Annotated in this window: 14 protein-coding genes; 6 read left to right on the plus strand and 8 right to left on the minus strand. The window is 67.7% G+C overall.

The features are described from left to right. Window positions 1–21 precede the first annotated feature (21 nt). On the plus strand, window positions 22–924 hold the full coding sequence (locus K5K93_RS13475; protein WP_222388152.1) for a LysR family transcriptional regulator: 903 nt from the start codon (window positions 22–24) through the stop codon (window positions 922–924). 102 nt (window positions 925–1026) lie between these two features. On the opposite strand, the gene K5K93_RS13480 is transcribed toward K5K93_RS13475, so the two are convergent. After that, window positions 1027–3147: a methyl-accepting chemotaxis protein gene (locus K5K93_RS13480; protein ID WP_222388153.1), complete on the minus strand. Its 2121-nt coding sequence runs from the start codon at window positions 3145–3147 to the stop codon at window positions 1027–1029. Window positions 3148–3330: 183 nt separating this feature from the next. Between K5K93_RS13480 and K5K93_RS13485 the strand changes: the two genes are divergently transcribed. Both K5K93_RS13485 and K5K93_RS13490 read left to right on the plus strand, forming a co-directional pair. Next, the gene (locus K5K93_RS13485) at window positions 3331–3786 is read left to right on the plus strand and encodes an Rrf2 family transcriptional regulator (RefSeq protein WP_117311710.1); all 456 of its coding nucleotides are present in this window, start codon (window positions 3331–3333) and stop codon (window positions 3784–3786) included. Then, a complete protein-coding gene (locus tag K5K93_RS13490; protein WP_222388154.1) occupies window positions 3776–4681 on the plus strand; it encodes an NAD(P)/FAD-dependent oxidoreductase in 906 nt (301 codons plus the stop codon). The genes K5K93_RS13485 and K5K93_RS13490 overlap by 11 nt, the downstream gene beginning before the upstream one ends. Before the next feature lie 65 nt (window positions 4682–4746). Here K5K93_RS13490 and K5K93_RS13495 read toward each other — a convergent pair whose 3' ends face one another. Next, on the minus strand, window positions 4747–5703 hold the full coding sequence (locus tag K5K93_RS13495; protein WP_222388155.1) for an aldo/keto reductase: 957 nt from the start codon (window positions 5701–5703) through the stop codon (window positions 4747–4749). A 169-nt stretch (window positions 5704–5872) separates the two neighbouring features. Here K5K93_RS13495 and K5K93_RS13500 point away from each other — a divergent pair, with 169 nt between their 5' ends. Together K5K93_RS13500 and K5K93_RS13505 are read left to right on the plus strand one after the other, a co-directional pair. After that, on the plus strand, window positions 5873–6730 hold the full coding sequence (locus K5K93_RS13500; RefSeq protein WP_025877590.1) for a class I SAM-dependent methyltransferase: 858 nt from the start codon (window positions 5873–5875) through the stop codon (window positions 6728–6730). Between the two features lie 80 nt (window positions 6731–6810). Then, window positions 6811–7350 (plus strand): pseudouridine synthase, encoded by a 540-nt coding sequence (locus K5K93_RS13505; protein WP_093819472.1) that lies wholly within the window; start codon window positions 6811–6813, stop codon window positions 7348–7350. Window positions 7351–7439: 89 nt separating this feature from the next. Here the strand turns inward: K5K93_RS13505 and K5K93_RS13510 are convergent, their stop codons facing one another. Beyond that, window positions 7440–7829, minus strand: coding sequence for a hypothetical protein (locus tag K5K93_RS13510; protein ID WP_093819471.1), 390 nt, complete (start codon window positions 7827–7829; stop codon window positions 7440–7442). Window positions 7830–7957: 128 nt separating this feature from the next. Then, window positions 7958–10465, minus strand: a complete 2508-nt coding sequence (gene hrpB, locus K5K93_RS13515) for an ATP-dependent helicase HrpB (RefSeq protein WP_222391072.1) — start codon at window positions 10463–10465, stop codon at window positions 7958–7960. 68 nt (window positions 10466–10533) lie between these two features. Between hrpB and K5K93_RS13520 the strand changes: the two genes are divergently transcribed. Further along, window positions 10534–11331 carry a TatD family hydrolase gene (locus K5K93_RS13520; protein ID WP_222388156.1) on the plus strand — a complete coding sequence of 266 codons (798 nt, stop codon included), beginning with the start codon at window positions 10534–10536 and terminating at the stop codon, window positions 11329–11331. A gap of 17 nt (window positions 11332–11348) precedes the next feature. Here K5K93_RS13520 and K5K93_RS13525 read toward each other — a convergent pair whose 3' ends face one another. The 4 genes from K5K93_RS13525 to K5K93_RS13540 form a co-directional block, all read right to left on the minus strand. Continuing rightward, on the minus strand, window positions 11349–12272 hold the full coding sequence (locus K5K93_RS13525; protein ID WP_222388157.1) for an NAD-dependent epimerase/dehydratase family protein: 924 nt from the start codon (window positions 12270–12272) through the stop codon (window positions 11349–11351). A 4-nt stretch (window positions 12273–12276) separates the two neighbouring features. Further along, a complete protein-coding gene (panE, locus tag K5K93_RS13530) occupies window positions 12277–13215 on the minus strand; it encodes a 2-dehydropantoate 2-reductase (RefSeq protein ID WP_093819465.1) in 939 nt (312 codons plus the stop codon). A 694-nt stretch (window positions 13216–13909) separates the two neighbouring features. Beyond that, complete coding sequence (locus tag K5K93_RS13535; protein ID WP_088101854.1) at window positions 13910–14710, minus strand: ABC transporter permease; 801 nt, start codon at window positions 14708–14710, stop codon at window positions 13910–13912. Then, on the minus strand, window positions 14707–15675 hold the full coding sequence (locus K5K93_RS13540; RefSeq protein ID WP_177177050.1) for an ABC transporter ATP-binding protein: 969 nt from the start codon (window positions 15673–15675) through the stop codon (window positions 14707–14709). Before K5K93_RS13540 ends, K5K93_RS13535 begins: the two co-directional genes overlap by 4 nt. Window positions 15676–15736 lie beyond the last annotated feature (61 nt).

The following is a 15736-nucleotide window of genomic DNA, read 5'->3' on the forward strand; positions in this document are numbered from 1 at the left end:
CGCCTGGTCAATAATGGCGCCATGAAAACCACCCTCGACGAAATGCAGGCCTTCCTGGCGGTGATCGACAGCGGTTCGATCAGCGCGGCTGCCGAGCAGCTGGGGCAGACACCCTCGGGTGTGAGCCGCGCGCTGGGTCGGCTGGAGGACAAGCTGGGCACGACCCTGCTGACCCGCACCACCCGCCGCCTGCACCTGACCGCCGAGGGCGAGGCCTACCTGCGCCATGCGCGGGCGATCATCGATGCGGTGGAATCGGCCGAGGAACAGATGGCGGCGCGGCGCGAGCGTCCGGCCGGCCGGCTGCGGGTGGATGCAGCGATGCCGTTCGTGCTGCACGTGATCGCGCCGCTGGTGGCGGGTTACCGCGCGCGCTATCCGGACGTGCAGCTGGAGTTGAACAGTTCCGAGCGCTACATCGACCTGCTGGAACGGCGCACCGATCTGGCGATCCGTATCGGCCCGCTGGCCGATTCCACCCTGCATGCGCGGCCGCTGGGGCGCTGCCGGCTGCAGGTGCTGGCCAGCCCGGCCTATCTGGCCACGCACGGCCAGCCGGCCAGCGTGATGGCACTGGGTCAGCACACGCTGCTGGGGTTCAACGAGCCGGAGTCATTGAACCGATGGCCGCTGCCGGGTGATGCCGAGGGGCAGCTGCTGGTGCGGCCGGACATCGCGGTGTCCAGCGGCGAGACCCTGCGCACGCTGGCGGTGGAGGGCGTGGGCATCACCTGCCTGTCCGACTTCGTGACCGAACGCGACCGCGCGGCCGGCACCCTGGTGCCGGTGCTGGCCGCGCAGACGCTGGATGTGTACCAGCCGATCCATGCGGTGTACTACCGCAACACGGCCGTATCGGCACGCATCAGCTCGTTCCTGGATTACCTGGGCGCGGCGATGGCCGCCTCGGATTACCTGCGCTGATGGAGTGTCCGGATTGCCGGCCAGCGGCCGGCACTACCGGGAATCGCACGGATGGTAGTGCCGGCCGCTGGCCGGCAACCCCCACACTGCCTGGTGGATCCGTCAGGCCGCGCGCGCCAGCGCACCCTTGCTCGCCGTCGCGGTTCCCAGATCAAACACATCCACCGCTTCGATCAGGCGATCCGCCTGCTGTTCCAGGCTGCGTGCCGCGGCGCTGGCTTCTTCCACCAGCGCGGCATTCTGCTGGGTGGTGCCATCCATCTGGATGATGGTCTGGCTGACCTGCTCGATGCCGGCCGACTGTTCCTGCGACGCAGCGGAGATCTCGGCCATGATGTCGGTCACGCGCTGCACCGACGCGACGATCTCGGCCATGGTGTCGCCGGCCTGGCGCACGCGCTGCGCACCGTGGCCAACCTGTTCCACCGACGCCTCGATCAGCGATTTGATTTCCTTGGCCGCTGCCGCCGACCGCTGCGCCAGCGTACGCACTTCACTGGCGACCACCGCGAACCCGCGGCCCTGCTCGCCGGCACGCGCCGCTTCCACCGCGGCATTGAGCGCCAGGATGTTGGTCTGGAACGCGATGCCGTCGATGACGCTGATGATGTCGGCGATCTGCCGCGATGAGCCTTCGATCGCATCCATCGTCGCCACGACCTGGCCGACCACTTCACCGCCGTGCGAGGCCACGCTGTGTGCACCGATCGCCAGCTGGTTGGCCTGCCGCGCATGCTCGGCGTTCTGGCGCACGGTGGAGGTCAGTTCCTCCATCGACGCGGCGGTTTCTTCCAGGTTCGCCGCCTGCTGTTCGGTGCGGCGCGACAGGTCGTTGTTGCCGGCGGAAATTTCCGCAGCGGCGGTGTGGATGCTGCCGGAGGCGTGCTTGATGTCGCTGACGATCGTCGCCAGCTGTGCAGCGGTGGCGTTGGCATCCCCCGCAATGCGGGCGAACACGCCCTGGAAGTCGCCGTCCATACGCGCACCCAGGCGGCCATCGGCAATGGCACGCAGCATGGCCGAAACCTCCCCCAGGTTCTGTTCGGTGGTCTGCATCAAGCGGTTCAGGCCATCGACCATCGCGCGGAAATCATGCTCGAAGCGCGCACTGTCGCCACGCTGGCTGAAGTCGCCTGCGGCAGCGGCTTCGGCCAGGCGGCGGATCTCGCCGTTGATCGCGCCCAGGTTGGATTTGACCGCATCCAGCGCCTGGGTGATCACGGCCTTCTCGCCGGGCAGGCGCTCCATGTCCAGGCTGAGATCGCCCACGGCATAGCGGCCCATGATCGTGATCGCGCGCATTTTCACCTGGATGTGTGCATCGACCAGGGTGTTGGTGTCGGCCACCATCGTGCCGTAGGCGCCGGGGAAGGCGCTGCTGTCCATGCGGTGGCTGATCGTGCCGGCGTCGTGAGCCCTGGCCATCGCGGTCTGCGCATCAAGCACCCCACGCAGGGTGCTCTGCACGGCCTGCATCGCCTGTGCCAGGCGACCGATCTCGTCGCGGCTGCGCACCTGCACCACGTGGTCGAGGTCACCGGCGGCGACCGCACGCGCGGCCGCTTCCACCGCCAGCACCGGCTGCACCACGGCGCGCCGCAGCCACCAGCCAAGGGCGATCAGCAGCAGCACGGCGGCGCCGATGGTCAGCGCGGCGCACAGCAGCAGCGTCTGCCGTGCCTGGTGCGAACGCGCGGTCACCGCGGCTTCGGCCACCTCGGTGGCCTGCGTACCCAGCGCATCCAGCGCGGCCGCCACCGGACGGTCCTTGCCACGCACCAGGGAATCGCCCACCGCCGGGTCGTAGCTGGCGTCAGCGAAGGCCTGCAATGCGGCGTGGTAGTCCTGCTGCAACTGTGCGTGCCGGCCGGAAAACGCCTGTGCCAGTTCGCGCGTGCGCGCATCGGGGCTGGCGGCCAGGCCCGTGGCCAGCTCGGCAACGATGCGGCCCTCGTTGTCGAAGGCCTGCAGGTGGTGCTGGCGCAACGCGTCATCGTGGCCGCGCAGCAGCACGTTCTTCCACTCCTGCACCTGCCCGCGGAATTCGCGTTGCAGGCGCTCGGCATCGCGGCTGTGGGCAACCTCCGGCGGTACGTCGGTGGACAGCTTCAACCAGGCCGACGCCAGGCCCGCCAGGGCGCATACCAGGACAACAGCCAGACCTACGGAAACGGCACCGAGCAGCTTCGACTGCAGCCGCGGCGCATGGGAAGAGGCGTTCATGGGACGAGATCTCGGAAGGGGTGCGATGCGGTATCGACCATCCTTTAGGTCTCTGAAGTGCGATGTCTGTCACATTACCGTTCTGTTTAGTGATGTGAAGGATATGTTTACTTGGACAAATGTGTCCATTTGGAACAAAAGCAGACCCTCGACAGGTGGATTAAATGTAACTACTGTAGTTACATGAAATCCGCCAACCCGCTTTCCGACGCCCTGCACGTGATGGCCCATCTGGTCGGCCAGCACGGGCCGCGAACCTCCGAACAGCTGGCGACCTGCCTGCCGACCCATCCGGTGGTGATCCGCCGCCTGCTGGCGCAGATGCACAAGGCCGGCCTGGTACGCAGCACGCGCGGCCACGGTGGCGGCAGCCAGCTCGCCCGCGATGCGGCGACGATCACCCTGCACGACGTCTACCAGGCTATCGGCGCGCCGCCGATGGTCCAGGTCGGTACCCGCGAAGGCAGGGGTGGCTGCCCGATCCAGCAGCTGGTCAACCAGGCCCTGCTGGACAGTGCCCGCCAAGCGCAGCGCCTGCTCGAGCAGCGGCTGCAGGCAACCACGCTCGACCAGCTTGGCGCCGACTTCGCCCGCCATCTTGCCCATCACCGTTCCCTGGAAGGTCACCATGAATCCTGATGTCCTCATCGTCGGCGGCAGCTACGCCGGCATCGCCGCCGCACTGATCCTGGCGCGTGCGCGCCGGGCGGTCACGATCATCGATGCGGGTTCGCCGCGAAACCGCTTCGCCAGCCATTCGCACGGCGTGCCGGGCCTGGATGGCATCAGTGGCGCCGAGTTGCTGAAGAACGCGCGCCAGCAACTGCTGGACTACCCGACCGTGCGTTGGCTGAATGCCGAAGCGGTGCAGGCCACGCTCCGCACCGAAGGTGTGGAGGTGCGTACGGCTGACGACCAGGTACTGACCGCGCGCAAGCTGCTGCTGGCCACCGGCATCGCCGACCAGCTGCCCGATCTGCCCGGCCTGGCCGAGCGCTGGGGCAGCACCGTGCTGCACTGCCCGTACTGCCATGGTTATGAAGTGGGGGGCGGCTCGATCAGCCTGCTCGGCGGCCATCCGATGTCGGCCAGCAAGGCGCCGCTGTTCGCCGACTGGGGCAACGTCACCTTCTTCAGCCAGGGCCTGCCGATCAGCGACGAGGAGCTGGCCGCCATGCAGCAGCGCGCTGTGCAGGTGGAAACCACGCCGGTGGTAGCTGTGCACGGCGAGCAGCCGACGTGGCTGGAAGTGGAACTTGCCGACGGTCGCCGTGTTGCCCAGCGTGCGCTGTTCGTGCCGGCCATGCAGCAGATGGCCACGCCGCTGGTGCAGCAGCTGGGCTGCGCGTTGGTGGAGGGGCCGCTGGGCGTGCTGATCGAGGTGGACATGATGAAACAGACCTCGGTGCCGAATGTGTACGCCGCCGGTGATGCGACCACGGTCGGCAACATCACCCTGGCCATGGCCGAAGGCGTGCGCGCGGGCATCGGCATGCACCATGCGCTGGTGGCCGAGGACAGCCTGCCGCGCTGAGGCAATGCATCCACGCAGGGCGCGGATCCATTGAAGGGTGCCGACGTTGCCGGCACCCTCCGCCTTCAACCTTCCACGCTGGCCGCATCCAGCTGTGCCACGTCATGCACGCTCAACGCCACGTTCGCCGCCGCCAGCAGGTCGTGCAGCTGCTCCACGCTGGTGGCACTGACGATCGGTGCGGTGATCGACGGCCGTGCGATCTGCCAGGCCAGCGTGATCTGCGCGGCAGTGGCGTTGTGCTTGCTGGCCACGTCATCCAGTGCTTGCAGAATGCGCAGGCCGCGCGGGTTCAGGTAACGCTTGACCACGGTGGCGCCGCGCGCGGAACTCTTGCCGGCATCGTCCGGCGTGCGGTACTTGCCACTGAGGAAGCCGCTGGCCAGTGCGTAGTAGTTGATCACGCCGATCTGCTCGCGCTGCACCAGTGGTTCCAGTTCTTTCTCGTAGCCGGCGCGGTCGTACAGGTTGTACTCCGGCTGCAGGGTTTCATAGCGTGGCAGCCCGTAGTCGGTAGAGACCTTCAAGGCATCGGCAAGACGCGTGGCGCTGTAGTTGGACGCACCGATCGCGCGCACCTTGCCCGCTTCGATCAGGCGACCGAACGCGGCCAGGGTCGCTTCCAGCGGCGTGGATTCATCGTCCTCGTGGGCCTGGTACAGATCGATCACCTCGGTCTGCAGGCGGCGCAGCGAATCCTCCACCGCCGCATTGATGTTGTCCGGGGTGAGGCCGGGGCGCTCGGCCCATTTGCCCACCTTGGTCGCCAGCACCACCTTGTCGCGCTTGCCGCTGCGCGCGAACCACTTGCCCAGCAGCGTTTCCGACTCGCCACCCTGGTTGCCCGGCACCCATGCCGAGTACACGTCGGCGGTGTCGACCAGATTGAAGCCGGCATCGACGAAGGCATCCAGCAGGGCGAAGCTGGCCTTCTCATCAGCGCTCCAGCCGAACACGTTGCCACCGAAGGCGAGCGGAGCTACATGCAGGCCTGAACGGCCCAGTTCGCGGTTTGCCGTCATGGGCACGGACTCCTTGGGGGAAGTCCTTCAGGATAGAACGCGAGGTGTGACCGCGCTGCGGCGCTGACCACAAAACTGTGTTCCGCACCGCGCACGCGGCTAACGTTTTGTGAACACCTGCGGCGCGGCGGCTGCTAGTCTCGCCGCATCTTCCGCTGGAGTCGCCCCGATGATTGCTGCCTCATCCCTGCGTGGTTGCCGCCTGCTGCTTGCTTCGGCGCTGCTGGTTGCCGTTCCCGCATTCGCCGCGCCAGCCACGGTCGCACCGGCAAAGATCCAGGTGTCGCCCGCGATCGATGCCGCGGTGAAGGCCTCGACCCGCGACCCCGCCAACGTCAAGCGCGACGGTTTCCGTCATCCTGCGCAGACCCTGGGCTTCTTTGGCGTCGCGCCGGAAAAGACCGTCATCGAGATCACCCCGGGCAATGGCTGGTACTCGGAGATCCTGGCGCCGCTGCTGCGCGACAAGGGCCATTACATTGCTGCGGTGGTCGATCCGCAGGCCGTGGCCGAAGGTCGTGGCCGCGACTACCAGCAGCGCAGCCGCGACAGCCTGGAAAAGAAGTACGCCGCCGCACCGGCACAGTTCGACAAAACCACCGTGGTTGCCTACGACCCGGCCAAGCCGGTGTTCGGTGCAGCCAACTCGGCCGATGTGGTGCTGACCTTCCGCAACGTGCACAACTGGCGCAAGGCCGGCCAGGCGCAGGGCATGTTCCAGGGCTTCTTCAACGTGCTCAAGCCGGGCGGCGTGCTCGGCGTGGTCGAGCACCGCGCCAAGGCCGACGTGGCCGACGCTGACGACACCGGTTATGTGGGCCAGCAGCAGGTGATCGCGATGGCCGAGGCCGCCGGTTTCAAGCTCGACGCGCGCACCGAGGTCAATGCCAACCCGCGCGATACCAAGGACCATCCGAATGGCGTGTGGACCCTGCCGCCGACCAACCAGCATGACAAGGCGGATGACGCCAAGTACCAGGCCATCGGTGAAAGCGATCGCATGACCCTGCGTTTCGTGAAGCCGTGACCCGGTAGCGCCGGGCCATGCCCGGCGAGCACGCGGCGTGGCATGGGACAATGCCCTGCCCGCCGCCTGCCGTCCCCGCGATGCTGATTGCCTTCAACAAGCCGTTCAACGTGCTCTGCCAGTTCACCGACCGCAGCGTGCCGCCGCGGCCGACATTGGCCGGCTTCGGTTTGCCGCCGCGCGTCTACGCTGCCGGCCGCCTCGACCATGACAGTGAAGGCCTGCTGCTGCTGACCGACAACGGTACGCTGGCGCACAAGTTGACCGACCCGAAGCACAAGGCGGACAAGCTCTACTGGGTGCAGGTGGAAGGCACGCCCAGCGACGGGCAGCTGCAGCAGCTGCGCGATGGCGTGGTGCTCAATGATGGGCCGACGCTGCCGGCGAACATCGAGCGCCTCGATCCTGCGCCTGAACTGTGGCCGCGCGATCCGCCGGTGCGCTTCCGCAAGACGGTGCCCGACAGCTGGCTGGCGATCACGATCCGCGAGGGGCGCAACCGCCAGGTGCGGCGGATGACCGCTGCGGTGAACCTGCCGACGCTGCGGCTGGTACGCGCTGCAATGGGGCCATACCGGCTGGATGACCTGCAGCCCGGGCAGTGGCGGCAGATCGGCTGAAAAAAGGCCGGAGGCCTTGCGGCGTCCGACCCTCGTGCAGCGTCATGGGGTCAGAGCCCTTCCTGCGGAAGGGTTCCGAGCCCGGTCAATCAGGCGTCGCTGCCGATATCGCTGTGCTCGTCGACCACGGTGTCGTTGCGGCGATCGCGCGCGTTGATGCGCTGGGCCTGGCCGTTGACCACATGGCCATTGGCGGCCTTCTTCTTCTGCTGCTTGCGGTACAGCGCATAGCCCAGCAGGCCTACGCCCACGGCAGCTGCCGCGATGGTCACCGCCGGATTGCGGCGGGCGAACCTGGTGGCGACCTTGCCGCCGGTCTTCACCGCGCCAAGGGCGGCACCGGTCTTGATCCAGTCGCTGGCCTGCGGGCCGAGGTGACGCAGGCTGCCGCCCGCGCTCTTCAGGCCATCGCCTGCGGTATGGGCCAGGTCGAGGGCGCGCTCCAGGGCGCGGTCGGTGATTACGGTCAGCTTGCTCATGCGGGGGTGTCCTTGCCTCGGGTCGAAGTCCAGTGTCGCCTGTTGCCCGTAAACGGTATGTCAGTCAGGCGGGCGCGTGGTGTGACTCTACCGCAGCCATTCAGGAACGGGCGAGGTGTCGGCGCGCATTACGTCCCGCGCGGCTTGGCCCGGTGGGTCGCCGTAGCCGTCCAAGGGTCGTCCGGCCACGGGTGGCGCGGGTAACGGCCCTTCATCTCCTTCTTCACCTCGGCGTAGGTGTTCTCCCAGAAATTTCGCAGATCCTGGGTGACCTGCAACGGCCGGCCACCCGGCGACAGCAGGTGCAGGGTCAGCGGCACCCGGCCATCGGCGATGCGTGGCGTATCGGCCAGGCCGAACAACTCCTGCAGCTTCACCGCCAGCACCGGCGGCAGCGGCTCGCCGCTTTCGCCGTCCAGCGCATAGCTGATCGGCCGCTCCAGCCCCGACGGCACGGTGATCCGGGTGGGCGCGTGGCGCTCGACCAGCTGCCGTTGCGACCATTCCAGTGGCGACTTCAGCGCTTCGCCGAAACTGGCCTCGTCCAGTGCATCCAGCCGTGTCCTGCCCGCGAACGCCGGCTGCAGCCACTGCGCACGGTTGGCCAGCAATGCGCCATCACTGCAGTCGGGCAGGCCCAGCTCGGGCATCCAGCGCCGCAGCGATTCCACCCGTGCCTGCCACTGGCGCAGACCGTCGGTCCATGGCAACGCCTGCAGGCCGAGCTCGGCAACGGCGTCGGTCAGCGCCTGCGCCGCCAGCTGCGGATCAACCCGGCCAGCCGAACGGCTGTCCATCACGATGCGGTCGAAGCGTGTTTCGCGCAGCGCGACCAGTGCGCGGCGCGTGTCATCCCAGCGCACCGCGTCTTCAGTCACGAAGCGCTCGGGCCAGTGCCTGCGCAAATAGCCTTCATCCACCGGTGCGGCGCGCAGCAGCAGCGCATCGCGGGCTTCGAAGCGCAGCTCGCTGGCCACCAGCCACGGTTCTCCCCGCAGGTCGCTCAGTTCATGCAGGCGGGCGCTGCGGCCGTTGGCCAGCAGGTAACGCAGCGGGTCCTTCGGATGCTGGAAGGCAATGCGGTCGGGGAAGGCATGGGCCAGCAGGTCGCCCAGTTCGTGGGCCTCGATGCTGGCGGGCGGTGTAGCGTCACAGCGCAGGCGACGGCGCCACTGTTTGGCAGCGGCATCGATGGCGGCCAGGCCACTGCGATTGGCATCGGCCGGCGCACGGCCGTTGCGGAAGGCCGCCAGTGCGCGCCAGCGTGCGGCCAGTGCATCACCGCCCTGGCGCAATGGGTCACGAGCTTCCAGCAATGCCGCCAGATCGGCGGCCAACGCCTGCGCGCGGGCATCAGCTGCGGCCAGCAGCATCGCGGCCATCCGCGGGTGGGTGCCCAGCGCCAGTACGCGACGGCCGAGTGCAGTGATCGCGCCGCTGCTGGACAACGCGCCCAGGCGCTGCAGCAGTTCGCGTGCGGCGGCCATCGGCCCGGTCGGTGGCGGGTCAAGGAAACGCAGGTCACTGCTGCCCCAGGCGGCCAGTTCCAGCGCAAGGCCGGCCAGTTCAACCTGGTCGATCTCGGCGCGACGCTGCGGTTCCAGCCGCTGCGACTGCGGCCACAGCCGCCAGGCCACGCCCTCGGCCACGCGCCCGGCACGGCCGGCACGCTGGTCGGCCGAGGCCTGCGCAATGGCGACCACGTCCAAGCGGGTGAATCCACTGTTGGGGTCGTAGCGGGGCTCGCGCGCCTGGCCGCTGTCGATCACCACGCGCACGCCGGGCAGGGTCACCGAGGATTCGGCGACGTTGGTGGCCAGCACCACGCGGCGGCGGCCGTCGCTGGCGGCCTGCAGCACGCACGCCTGCTGTTCCACCGGCAGTTCACCGTGCAGGGCCAGTACGTCCACCGCAGCGCCAGCAAGGCTGTCCTGCAGGCCTGCCTGCACGCGTGCGATCTCACGTTGGCCGGGCAGGAACACCAGCAGGTCACCGGGGTGCTCGGCCAGCGCTTGCTGCACCGCGCGTCGCACCTGCAGTTCCAGCGCCTCGTCACGCCGGGCAGGGAAGTGGCTGATCGCCACCGGATAGCTGCGGCCTTCGCTGCTCAGTCGTGGTGCATCGAGGAAGCGCGCCAGGCGTTCGCCATCGAGCGTCGCCGACATCACCAGCAACCGCAGGTCATCGCGCAGCTGCGACTGCACGTCCAGCGCCAGCGCCAGGCCCAGGTCGCCACTGAGGTGGCGTTCATGGAATTCATCGAACAGGATCGCGCCCACGGTTTCCAGCATTGGATCGTCCTGCAGCATCCGGGTCAGGATGCCCTCGGTGACGACCTCGATGCGCGTGCGCGCCGATACCTTGTTCTCGAAGCGGATGCGGTAGCCGACGATGCCGCCGACCTCCTCACCGAGCTGGCGCGCCATGAACATCGCGGCACTGCGCGCGGCCACCCGGCGTGGTTCCAGCAGGATGATCCTGCGGCCCTCCAGCCACGGCGCATCGAGCAGCGCCAACGGCACCTGGGTGGTCTTGCCAGCGCCGGGCGGGGCTTCCAGCACCAGCCGCGGGTGCACGGCCAGGTGCTGTTGGATCTGCGGCAGCAGCGGAGAGATGGGGAAGTGCGGGGCGTTCATCTGCAAAGGATAAGGGGCCATGGCGGGCACGGGTACAATGCGCGGGTTTTCCTGCCTCTGCTGCCCCCATGCATCTGATCGATATCGGCGCCAACCTGACCCACGACTCCTTCGACCGCGACCGCGATGCCGTGCTGGACCGCGCACGCCAGGCCGGTGTGGTGCAGATGATCATCACCGGTGCCAGCCGTGAGCATTCGCCGCTGGCCCTGCAGCTGGCGCAGCAGCACCCGGGCTTCCTGTACGCCACTGCCGGCGTGCACCCGCACCACGCGGTGGAGTACACCGACGAGTGCGATGCGGAGATGCGCGCGCTGCACGCCCATGCCGAAGTGGTGGCGGTGGGTGAGTGCGGGCTGGACTACTTCCGCGATTTCTCGCCGCGCCCGGCGCAGCATCGCGCGTTCGAGCGCCAGCTGCAGCTGGCTGCAGACAATGGCAAGCCGCTGTTCCTGCACCAGCGCGACGCGCATGCCGATTTCATGGCGCAGATGAAGAACTTCGAAGGCCGCATCGGTCCGGCCGTGGTGCACTGCTTCACCGGCGAGCGCCAGGAGCTGTTCGACTATCTCGACCAGGACTGGTACATCGGCATCACCGGCTGGCTGTGCGACGAGCGCCGTGGCGGTCACCTGCGCGAGCTGGTGAAGAACATTCCGGCCAGCCGGTTGATGATCGAGACCGACGCACCGTACCTGCTGCCGCGCACCTTGAAGCCGATGCCGAAGGATCGCCGCAACGAACCGGTGTTCCTGTCGCACATCGTGGAAGAGCTGGCGCGGGACCGTGGCGAGGATGTGCAGACCACGGCCGCAAACGCCACGGCTGCCACGCGTGCGTTCTTCCGGTTGCCGGACGCGGGTTGATCGGCCGGCACTACCCGTCAGCCGGGAGCGCCCGGATCCGGTAGCGCCGGGCCATGCCCGGCGAGCGAAGCGGCAAGATCCGTCAGCCCTTCCCGATACGTTGGAAACCGCGGCGTCCAGCCCAGCGCGTCGCGCGTGCTGCGGCTGTCGATGCGCTTGCTGCTCTGGTAGAAGCGCCGCAATGTCGCGCTGACTGATGGATCGTCCCAGGCCACCGCGGGTGGCATGGCGAAACCCCCCAGCTGCGCAGCGAAGGCCAGTACATCCTGCGGCGGCGCCGGTTCGTCATCGCTCGGCAGATACAGTGCGTTGGCCATGGGGCGTTGCATCGCGGCGATCACCACCGCAGCCAGGTCGTCCACGTGCAGGCGATTGAACACCAGCCCTGGCCGCACCACGTGCCGTGCGCGGCCATGCGCCAGCTGCAGCAGCGCGTTGCGCCCGGGTCCGTAGAGGCCGGGCAGGCGGAACATCGCCGAGGCGATACCGCGCGCCTCCGCCAGCGCACGCCATTGCGTTTCGGCCAGGCGACGCTGCATGCCTGCCGGCCCGGTGGCATCGGCCACGCTGTGCTCGTTGATCCAGCCACCGTCGCGGTCGCCGTAGACCGAGGTCGACGACAGGTAACCGAGCCAACGCAGTGAACTGCTGTCGCCCAGCGCGGCACGCAGCAGGCGCAGCGCCGGGTCACCCTCGGCATCGGGAGGTACGCTGCACAGCACCGCGTCGGCATGGGCAATCGCAGCGAGCAGGCGGGGGGCAAGCGCGGCGTCGGCACGCAGCTGATGACGCAGCAGGCCATCGTCAGGTGCCGACGCCGGATCGCGCACCGTGCCTTCCACGTGTACGCCCTGGGCTTGAAGGCGCGCGGCCAACACGCGGCCACTCCAGCCCATGCCGAGGATCAGTACGCGCTTCGGCAACGGGCCAGGCATGTTCATCGGATCACACCGCGCGCTGGGCCTGGTAGGCCTGCAGGCTGCTGTAGGCCACCTGCAGCAGCAACGCCTCCTGGTCCGCGGCACGCGCACGCGCCAGCATGTCGCCGACGATCTGGGCCGCTTCCACCTGCTGGCCTGCTTCCAGGTCGCGCAGCATCGACGCCTTCAACGCCGAACCGGCCTGGGTCAGGGTGCCACGCGCGGTGTCCTGCGCCGCCTGCGGCACCGGCTCACCCGCTGCTTCGGCCACCGCCAGGCATTCGTCATAGAGCCCACGCACGATGGCGTCGCCGTCGTCGGTGGCCACGATCGTGCCGATGTCCGCACGCAGCAGGCAGGTGGCCGCCGCCAGCGCGGTCAGGAAGGTGTACTTGATCCACTGCTCCTGGCCGATGTGTTCACTGGCCAGATGATCGAGATTGGCCTGCGCACACGCTGCTGCGAACGCCTGCACGCGCGCGGAGATCCCACCGCCATCGCGCTCGCCGAAGGTCAGCTTGGCCGGCTTTCCCAGGTGCAGCACGGCCCCATCAGGCGCCTTGGTCGCACTGATGAAGCACAGCCCGCCGAGCACGGCGTCGCGGCCGAAGCGCGCGTCGAGCGCGTTGTAGTGATGCAGGCCGTTGAGGATCGGCAGCACGGTGGTACCCGCGCCCACCGCCGGGGCGATGGCATCGATCGAACTGTCCAGGTCGTAGGCCTTGCAGCTGAGGATCACCAGATCGAACGGCGTGTCCGCAGCCAGCGCAGGCAGGGCATCTGCGGTGACGTGCTGTACCGGGAACGTGGCATCGCCCACCGGGCTGCGCAGCACCAGGCCATCACGATCCAGCTGCGCGGCGCGCGCGGGGCGCACGAGGAAGGTCACGTCCACGCCAGCCTGGGCCAGGCGACCACCGAAGTAACCGCCGGTACCGCCGGCGCCGAGGATCAGGATACGCATTGCACGCTCACTGCAGTTGGGGGATTCACTGCAGCGATTGTGCCGGAGTTTGCGGCCAACGGCTGAGCCCTTCGTGGTGGTTTGAAGCGCAAGCTGTGTTTGGGTCGGGCGGGGGTGGGCTCACGGGGGACGCCGCAAGTACGTCCTTGTAGGCTTGGCCGCGCCATCCATGGCGCGGACACCCCCGCGAGCCCACCCCGCCCGACCCCTGACGGTTTCCGTGTGCGTCCACCACGGAAAACAAAGAAGAAAATCAAAAGCAACAGCGGGTCGCTTCGCTCGTTCCTCGCGATCATCTTTCCGATGGATCCCCATCCATCAGTTCACAAACGAAAAGAGCCGAGCAGATGCTCGGCTCCATCGCCAATGTTTCATCCACGCATGGCGTGGATCTACTGTGTCGACCAGGGTCGACACCCACCAACAGCAGCACAGACGCCGTTCCGACAGCAGCGGAGAACTGTCGAAGGCGGGGTGGTGTCGGGTTGCGGGGTGTCCGCGCCATGGATGGCGCGGCCAAGCCTACAAGGACGTACTTGCGGCGTCCCCGCAACCCGACACCATCCCGCCATCCCACGGATATCTCGCTTTTGACGTTGACGTTGCTGTTGACGTTGCTGTTGCTGTTGCTGTTGCCGGCCAGCGGCCGGCACCACCACTGCGGGTGCAGGGCCGCAGGCCCTGCAGAACATCCTCAGCTGCGCATGCCCACGCCACGGCGCAACAACCACAGCGCCAGCGCCGTCAGCACCACCACGAAACCGATCATCAGCGCATACGCCACCACCACCGGCACATCGCTGCTGCCCAGCAGGCCATAGCGGAACGCGTTGACCATGTAGAAGATCGGGTTCGCGTGCGTGGCCGCCTCCGCCCATGGCGGCAGCAGCTTCACCGAATAGAACACGCCGCCCAGGTAGGTCAGCGGGGTCAGGATGAAGGTCGGCACGATCGCCACGTCATCGAACTTCTTCGCATACACCGCGTTGATGAAGCCGGCCAGCGAGAAGATCGTCGCGCCCAGGATCACCGTGGTCAGCGTCACCAGCGGATGCGGGATGCGCACCGGCGTGAAGAACATCGCGATGATCAGCACGATCACGCCCACCATCAGGCCGCGCAGCACCGCACCGGCCACGTAGCCCCACAGGATCACCCAGTTCGGCATCGGGCTGACCAGCAGCTCTTCCACGTGGCGGCCGAACTTGGCGCCGAAGAACGAGGAGCTGATGTTGCCGTAGCTGTTCTGGATCACGCTCATCATCACCAGGCCCGGCACGATGAACTGCATGTAGGTGTAGCCGCCCATGTCGCCCACGCGCGAACCGATCAGGCCGCCGAAGATCAGGAAGTACAGGGTCATGGTGATCGCCGGCGGTACCAGGGTCTGGCCCCAGATGCGCATGATGCGGGCGACTTCGCGGCGCACGATGGTCATCAGTGCGATGCGGTTGCGCTGGCCGTCGGTCAGGACCGGGGTCGGGGTGCTGCTCATGCGGACGTCTCCTGGTTGCCGGTGAGGCGCACGAACAGTTCCTCCAGGCGGTTGCTCTTGGTACGCATCGAGCGCACGCGGATGCCCGCCGCGTTCAGTGCCTCGAACACGCGGTTGAGGTCCATCGCACGTGGCATGTCGATGTCCAGCGTATGGCCGTCGGTAGCGGTCAGGGTTGCCCCCTCGATCACCGGCAGCTCGGCGGGCAGGGTGCCGTCGATGTCCAGCAGGAAGCCTTCCACGTCAAGCTTGGCCAGCAGTTCGCGCATCGGGCCCTGGGTAACGATCTGGCCGTGGTCGATGATGGCCAGGTTGCGGCACAGGTGCTCGGCCTCTTCCAGGTAGTGGGTGGTGAGGATGATCGTGGTGCCGGCGGCGTTGATCTCCTTCAGCACCCGCCACATGTCGCGACGGATCTCGATGTCCACGCCAGCGGTCGGTTCGTCCAGGATCAACAGGCGCGGCCGGGTCATCATCGCGCGGGCGATCATCAGCCGGCGCTTCATGCCGCCGGACAGGGTGCGGCTCATCACCTGCGCCTTCTCCCACAGGTGGGCGCGCTTGAGCTCGACTTCGGCCATCTGCTCGGCTTCGGCGCGCGGCACGCCGTAGAAGCCGGCGTAGTTCACCAGGATGTCGAAGGGCTTTTCAAACAGGTTGAAGTTGATCTCCTGCGGCACCAGCCCGATCAGGCGCATGGTGGCGCTGCGGTTGCGCACCAGGTCGCTGCCGAACACTTCCACTTGGCCCTCGCTGAGGTTGACCAGGGAACTGATGATGCCGATCAGGGTGGACTTGCCGGCACCGTTCGGGCCCAGCAGGGCGAAGAAGTCGCCCGGGGCCACTTCCAGCGAGACCCCTTTCAGGGCCTGGGTGCCGTTGTCATAGGTTTTACGCAGGTCGCGCACGCGCAGGGCGGGCGCCGTATCGTTCAGGGAAGCCAAGCTCGAAGCCTTCGCGCCCATGGGCTGGCGCTGGAGAGGGGCGGGGAAGGTCTATTATAGAAGACCCCGAGGGCTTGCCCCG

Source organism: Stenotrophomonas sp. DR822 (assembly GCF_019793815.1).
GTDB classification, from domain to species: domain Bacteria; phylum Pseudomonadota; class Gammaproteobacteria; order Xanthomonadales; family Xanthomonadaceae; genus Stenotrophomonas; species Stenotrophomonas indicatrix.